Source organism: Methyloceanibacter marginalis (assembly GCF_001723295.1).
GTDB lineage: Bacteria > Pseudomonadota > Alphaproteobacteria > Rhizobiales > Methyloligellaceae > Methyloceanibacter > Methyloceanibacter marginalis.
In genome coordinates this window covers 1-5,902 of the sequence record NZ_LPWD01000043.1, presented here as the reverse complement: position 1 = coordinate 5,902, position 5,902 = coordinate 1, and the positions used below count along the sequence as shown (strand labels likewise).

At 64.8% G+C, this 5,902-nt stretch carries 4 protein-coding genes and 1 pseudogene; 2 read left to right on the top strand and 3 right to left on the bottom strand.

All coding sequences use genetic code 11. The annotated features are described in order from the left end of the window. Window positions 1–78 precede the first annotated feature (78 nt). From livM to AUC71_RS02350, 3 genes are all read right to left on the bottom strand, one after another. A complete protein-coding gene (gene livM, locus AUC71_RS21715; protein ID WP_280139262.1) occupies window positions 79–1,629 on the bottom strand; it encodes a high-affinity branched-chain amino acid ABC transporter permease LivM in 1,551 nt (516 codons plus the stop codon). A gap of 1 nt (window position 1,630) precedes the next feature. Further along, a complete protein-coding gene (locus tag AUC71_RS02355) occupies window positions 1,631–2,542 on the bottom strand; it encodes an ABC transporter permease subunit (RefSeq protein WP_069622981.1) in 912 nt (303 codons plus the stop codon). A 111-nt stretch (window positions 2,543–2,653) separates the two neighbouring features. Further along, a complete protein-coding gene (locus tag AUC71_RS02350; protein ID WP_069622980.1) occupies window positions 2,654–2,896 on the bottom strand; it encodes a CDGSH iron-sulfur domain-containing protein in 243 nt (80 codons plus the stop codon). Between the two features lie 358 nt (window positions 2,897–3,254). Between AUC71_RS02350 and AUC71_RS02345 the strand changes: the two are divergent. Both AUC71_RS02345 and AUC71_RS20670 read left to right on the top strand, forming a co-directional pair. After that, a pseudogene (locus tag AUC71_RS02345) lies at window positions 3,255–5,521 on the top strand (acyl-CoA dehydrogenase); the annotation flags it as partial. 158 nt (window positions 5,522–5,679) lie between these two features. Continuing rightward, a complete protein-coding gene (locus tag AUC71_RS20670; protein ID WP_069622977.1) occupies window positions 5,680–5,868 on the top strand; it encodes a hypothetical protein in 189 nt (62 codons plus the stop codon). The last annotated feature ends 34 nt before the right edge of the window (window positions 5,869–5,902 follow it).

Here is a 5,902-nt window from a genome sequence, read left to right as displayed (position 1 = left end):
GATCGTCGACGGCCACCAGCCCGTCGAAGCGCATGGTGAGATGCTCGACCGTGAGCACGGGGTCTTTGGCCCAGGGTCTCATGCGCGGCCTTGTCCCACGAGGTCTCCGGGAATTTCGCGCGCGTCGTGAAGCGCGATGGTGGGAGCGCGCGAGGCGACGAGCCCGCGCGGCCGCCACACCATAATTCCCACCATGGCGAAGCCGAACAGCAGCATGCGGTAGAGCGCCGGGTCGAAGCCCGCCCCGAAGAAGCTTTGCAGGCCCTCCGTGTGCCTTAGTGCCTCGAAGCCGCCGACCATGACCACCGCGGCGATGGCGACCCCCAATTGGCTGCCCATACCGCCGAGCACGACGATGGCAACGATGATGGCGGATTCGATGAAGGTGAAGCTCTCCGGGCTGATGAAGCCTTGCCGCGTGGCGAAGAACGCGCCGGCGAGTCCGCCGAACAGAGCGCCCGTAGCGAACGCGGTAAGCTTGGTGATGGTCGTGTTGATGCCGAGCGACCGGCAGGCGATCTCGTCCTCGCGCATGGCTTCCCAAGCACGCCCGATGGGGAGCCGCCGCATCCGCAACGTCACGAGATTGGTCAGGCAGGCGAGCGCCAGGATCACGTAATAGAGAAAGATGATGCCGTGCAGCGCGTCGTAGTTCAGGCCAAAGAAGCTGCTGAAGGTCTCGCCCTCGGCGAAGGGCGAGAAGGGCAGGCCGAAAAAGGTGGGCTTGGGGATGCCCGAGATGCCGTTCGGCCCGTTGGTCACCTCGGTCCAGTTGAGCAGGACGATGCGGATGATCTCGCCGAAGGCCAGCGTGACGATGGCGAGATAGTCGCCGCGCAGGCGCAGGACCGGGAAACCGAGGATGACGCCCCAGAGCGCCGCCGCCAAGCCCGCGATGGGCAGACAGATCCAAAAGCCGAGACCGAAATGAGTGGCGAGCAGCGCGAAAGTGTAGGCGCCGACGGCGTAGAACGCCACGTAGCCGAGATCGAGCAGGCCGGCGAGGCCGACCACGATGTTCAGTCCCCAGCCGAGCATCACATAGGTGAGGACGAGGATCGAAAGGTCGAACCAGTAGCGCAAGGGCAGCCCGAGATTGAATATCTTCTCGAGGCCGTAAGCGGTGAGCGGAAACAACACGGCGAACAGGATGCCGGCGGCGATGAAGATCTGCGCGTAAGGCAGGTCGGGGAAGAAATGCAAGATGCCACGGCGCAACAGGCCCAATCCGACGAAAGCGAGCAGGGCGACCGCGATCAGCTCAAGCGCCGGTGCGTCGAGCAGGGCGGAAACGATCAACGTGATCGCGCCGAGGGCCGCCGTTGCACCGAGCACGACGATGTCGCGCTTCCCGAACGGCTCCCGCGTGAACAGCTTGGCGAAGGGCGTGGTAAGCGGATACGCCGCCTGCCAGACAAACAGGTTGAGGAGGAGCCGCCCGACGAAGACGATGCCGACCACGACCGCGAGCAACATCGGCCGCGGCTGCAACGTCAGCCCGGTGACGTTGTCCTCGGTGCGCAGGCCCAGCACGAGCGAGAACAGGGCAAAGGCGATAATCGCGGCGATCAGGGAATCGGCGAGGGCGGAGGAGAGCCGCTGGCGGAACGATGTGCCGGGCTCAGCCAATCTAGACCTTCTCGACCTCGGGCCGCCCCAGGAGGCCCGTCGGGAAGAAGATGAGCACGATGGCGAGCATGGAGAATGCCGCGACATCCTTGTACTCGATGGTGAAGTAGGCGGACCAGAAGGTCTCGATCAGCCCGATGATGAGCCCGCCGATCATGGCGCCGGGAATGGAGCCGATGCCGCCGAACACGGCCGCGGTGAAGGCCTTGATGCCGACGATGAAGCCGATGAAGAAATCGATCACGCCGTAATAGAGCAGGTAGAGCAGCCCCGCGACGGCCGCCAGCATCGCGCCGAGCACGAAGGTGAGCGAGATGGTGCGGTCCACGTTGACGCCCGACAGCGCGGCCATCAGCCGGTCCTGCTCGCAGGCGCGCTGGGCGCGCCCCAAGGCCGTGCGGCTGATGAGGAGCCAGAACGCGGTCATTAGCACCAGCATCGTCACCACGATGAGGATCTGGATGTTGGAGACGATCACCGTGAAACTCGCCCTGCCTGAACAGCTCGTAGCCGCCGGTGATGACGGGCTGGAGTGGCTCCCGCGCGCTTGCGCCACCTGGATGAAGTTTTGCAGCACGATCGACATGCCGATGGCGGTGATCAGCGGCGCCAGCCGGAAGGAGTCACGCAATGGCCGGTAGGCGACGCGCTCCACCGTCCAGCCCCATACGGCGGTCAGCACCATGGCGAGGATCAGCACGAGGAGAAGTGCGAGAGGGATCGCCGTGACGCCGAGAGCGGTGAGCGCCAGGAAAGCGATCAGCGCGATGAACGCGCCCACCATGAAGATGTCACCATGGGCGAAGTTGATCATGCCGATGATGCCGTAGACCATGGTGTAGCCGATGGCGATCAACCCATAGATGGAGCCCAGGGCGAGACCGTTGATCAGCTGCTGAAGGAAATAGGCCATGGAAACGCCTGCTCGCCTTCCCCCGAATGGGCATTGCAGACTTGAAGAAAGCGGGCCGTGCCCACTTTTGGCCTTTCTAGCAAGAAGGGCTTGTCCTGTGCATGCCCAAATTCAAAGCAGCATGTGGGACCCGTCGCAATAAGGCGGATCCCCCGTGTCCTTGCAGCCGCATAGCAGCGCCATCTCGGTGCGCTCGGCGGTGAACATCAGGGGCTCGATGCCGGTGCCGGCATGGGCGCCGTCGCAGAAAGGCTGCTTCTGGCTCCGCCCGCAGCGGCACCAGGCGTAGCGTTTGCCCTCTTCGAGTTGGACCTGATAGGGGCTGAGCTGTGGGCGCTCCGGCTCTTCTGACATGATGATTCCCAGCTTCTTTGGTCAGACAATTGCCGGGCCCTGCTTAGCCAATTCGTCCCGTGCTTACAAGGAAGTGTCGGATTTTCGTGTTAAGTGCGTCGATAGTTTTGCTGTCTAAGATCAGCCGCTCCCGACGATTCGCGCGGCCCGGAAAACGCGAGAAGACCCTTGAGTCCACGCCCCATCGGCACCATAGAGGGCGAAAGACCGCCTTTTGCGCGCCTGCGCGCAAGGTGCGGCATGCGCTTGAGAGCGCGCATGGGTCGGGGACGCATCGGGATCAAGGCGAGTTTGGAGGCCGCCCGTGGCTGAGCTGATCTTTGCTGTTCTTTCCGTAGCCGCGTTCTTCGCGCTGGCGATGAACCGCGCCACGTTTCGCACCTGGGCGATCGGGGTCGCGCTCTTCACGCTCATTCTCCAGATCGGTCTCGGCTTTCCGTTCTGGACCTTCGCCGGCTGGCTGATCGCCGGCCTGCTGTTCGCCGCGAGCGTTCCCGATCTCAAGCGTCAATATCTCACGCTACCGGCCTACCGCGCGCTGAAAGGCGCGATGCCGAAGATCTCCGAGACCGAGCGCGAAGCGCTGGAGGCGGGCACGACCGGCTGGGACGCGGAGTTGTTCTCGGGCACGCCGGACTTCGCCAAGCTCCGCCGCGTGGCGCCGATCACGCTCACCGACGAAGAGCGCGCATTCCTGGATGGGCCCACCGAAGAGCTCTGCAAGCGCCTCGACGATTGGCGCATTCGTCACGAGCTGCACGACGTGCCGGAGGACATCTGGCAGTTCGTTCGCGAGCAAGGCTTTCTCGGCATGCTCATTTCGAAAGAGCACGGCGGATTGGGCTTCTCGGCCCAGGCGCAATCGCTGGTGCTCGGCAAGATTTCCTCAAAGAGCGCCGACACCGTCACCATCGTCATGGTGCCGAACTCGCTCGGCCCTGGCGAGCTGATCGAGAAATACGGCACCGAGCAGCAGAAGGCGCATTACCTGCCGCGGCTCGCCAAGGGCGATGAAATTCCCTGCTTCGCGCTCACCGGCCCGTTCTCCGGCTCCGACGCAGCCGCCATGCGCGACGTGGGCGTGGTGACCAAGGGCCTGCACGAGGGCAAGGAGACGCTCGGCATCAAGCTCACCTGGGACAAGCGCTACATCACGCTCGCCCCCAACGCCACGCTGCTCGGCCTCGCCTTCCGTCTGCTCGATCCGGACAATCTCCTGGGCCGCGGCGAGGATGTCGGCATCACGCTCGGCCTGATCCCGACCGGCCACGAGGGCGTCGAGATCGGCCGCCGCCATCTACCGGCGGGCGCTGCTTTCCCCAACGGGCCGACCAAGGGCCGCGACGTGTTCGTGCCGCTCGATTGGGTGATCGGGGGGGCCGGAAGGCGCCGGCCAGGGCTGGCGCATGCTGATGAGCTGTCTGGCCGCCGGCGCTCCATCTCTTTACCGGCCACGAGCGCGGCCTGCGCCAAAGCCATGGCCAGGCGCTCAACGGCCTATGCGCGCATCCGCAAGCAGTTCGGCCTGCCCATCGGCTACATGGAAGGCGTGGAGGAACCGCTCGCGCGGCTTGTGGAAAACGCGTACGGCCTTGAGGCCGCGCGCGCCGTGACAGCCTCCATGGTCTCGGCGGGCGAGAAGCCTGCGGTGATCTCGGCGCTGCTGAAATATGTTTCCACCGACCGCATGCGCGATTGCGTGAACGACGCGCTCGACATTCATGGCGGGCGGGGCATTTGCGACGGCCCGTCAAACTATATCCAGGCCGCGTATCAGATGGTGCCGGTGGGTATCACCGTCGAAGGCGCCAACATCCTCACGCGCACACTCATCACCTTCGCCCAAGGAGCGCTGCGCAGTCATCCTTATCTCTTCACCGAGATCGAGGCGCTGCAGGACGAGAATTCCGACCGGGGCGTCGAGAGCTTCGCGAAGACCTTCGACGATCACCGCGCCTTTCTGTTCTCCAATGCGACCGGCGCGCTCTTCCACAACGTGACCTTCGGCGCCTTTGCCGCCGCGCCGCAAAATGCCGGTGACATGAAGCGCTGGTGGCGGCAGCTGTCGCGCGCGTCGCGCTCGTTCGCGCTGGTGGCCGATCTCACCGTGGCGCTGCTCGGCGGCGGCCTCAAAGTGAAGCAGAAGATTACCGGACGCATGGCCGATGCGCTCGCCGAGCTCTATCTCATGTCCTCGATCCTGAAGCGCTACGAGGACGATGGACGGCCCGCCGCCGACCGCAAGCTCGTCGCCTATTGCATGCGGAACAGCCTTGCGCGTTTCGATCATGCTTTGCGTGGCGTCGTCGACAATTTCCCGGTGCGCTGGGCCGCCTGGCTCATGGGCCCGCTGGTGCTGCCCTTTGGTGTGCGCCGGCAGGCCGCCGACAAGGACGGCAAGGATATCGTGCGTGCCGCGCTTCAGCCGGGCGCTTCCGTGACCGGCTGACCCGCGACATCTACACCTCCGAAGGCACGGACGACGCGACGGGGCTGCTCGAGGCGACGCTCCAGAAGGTCGTAGCCTGCGAGGAGGCCGAGAAGAAACTCGAGCGCGCCATCCGGAAAGGCGAGGTGAAACGCTTCCACGACCGCGACTGGATCAAGGATGCGGAAGCGAAGGGCGTGCTGACGCCCGAGGAGGCGCGCGCGCTTGCCGACTTGCGCGACATGGTCGCCCGCGTATCGCGGTGGACGACTTCGCCGCCGCGGAGCTTGAACGCAAGCCGCACGAAGAAACTGACCAGAAGCAGCACATCGCCGCCGAGTAACAGTAGAGCCCCATGCCGATTACGCTTCCCGAACTCAAGGACTGGACCTTCTCCGTCGACAACGAGAGCATCGCCTGGGCGGTTATCGACCGCGAAGGCGAAAGCATGAACGCGCTCGGCCGCCGGCCCACCGAGGAGCTTGCGAGGATCGTGGCGGCCGTCGAAGCGCCGAGGCCGGCGAGGTCAAGGGCCTCGTCCTGATGAGCGGCAAGGAGTCGAGCTTCATCGCCGGCGC

What these genes read in the sequence shown, in the direction of transcription:
- AUC71_RS02350 (WP_069622980.1), bottom strand. Translation starts at nt 2,896, where the DNA reads ATGTCAGAAGAGCCGGAGCGCCCACAGCTCAGCCCCTATCAGGTCCAA.
- AUC71_RS02355 (WP_069622981.1), bottom strand. Translation starts at nt 2,542, where the DNA reads ATGGCCTATTTCCTTCAGCAGCTGATCAACGGTCTCGCCCTGGGCTCC.
- AUC71_RS20670 (WP_069622977.1), top strand. Translation starts at nt 5,680, where the DNA reads ATGCCGATTACGCTTCCCGAACTCAAGGACTGGACCTTCTCCGTCGAC.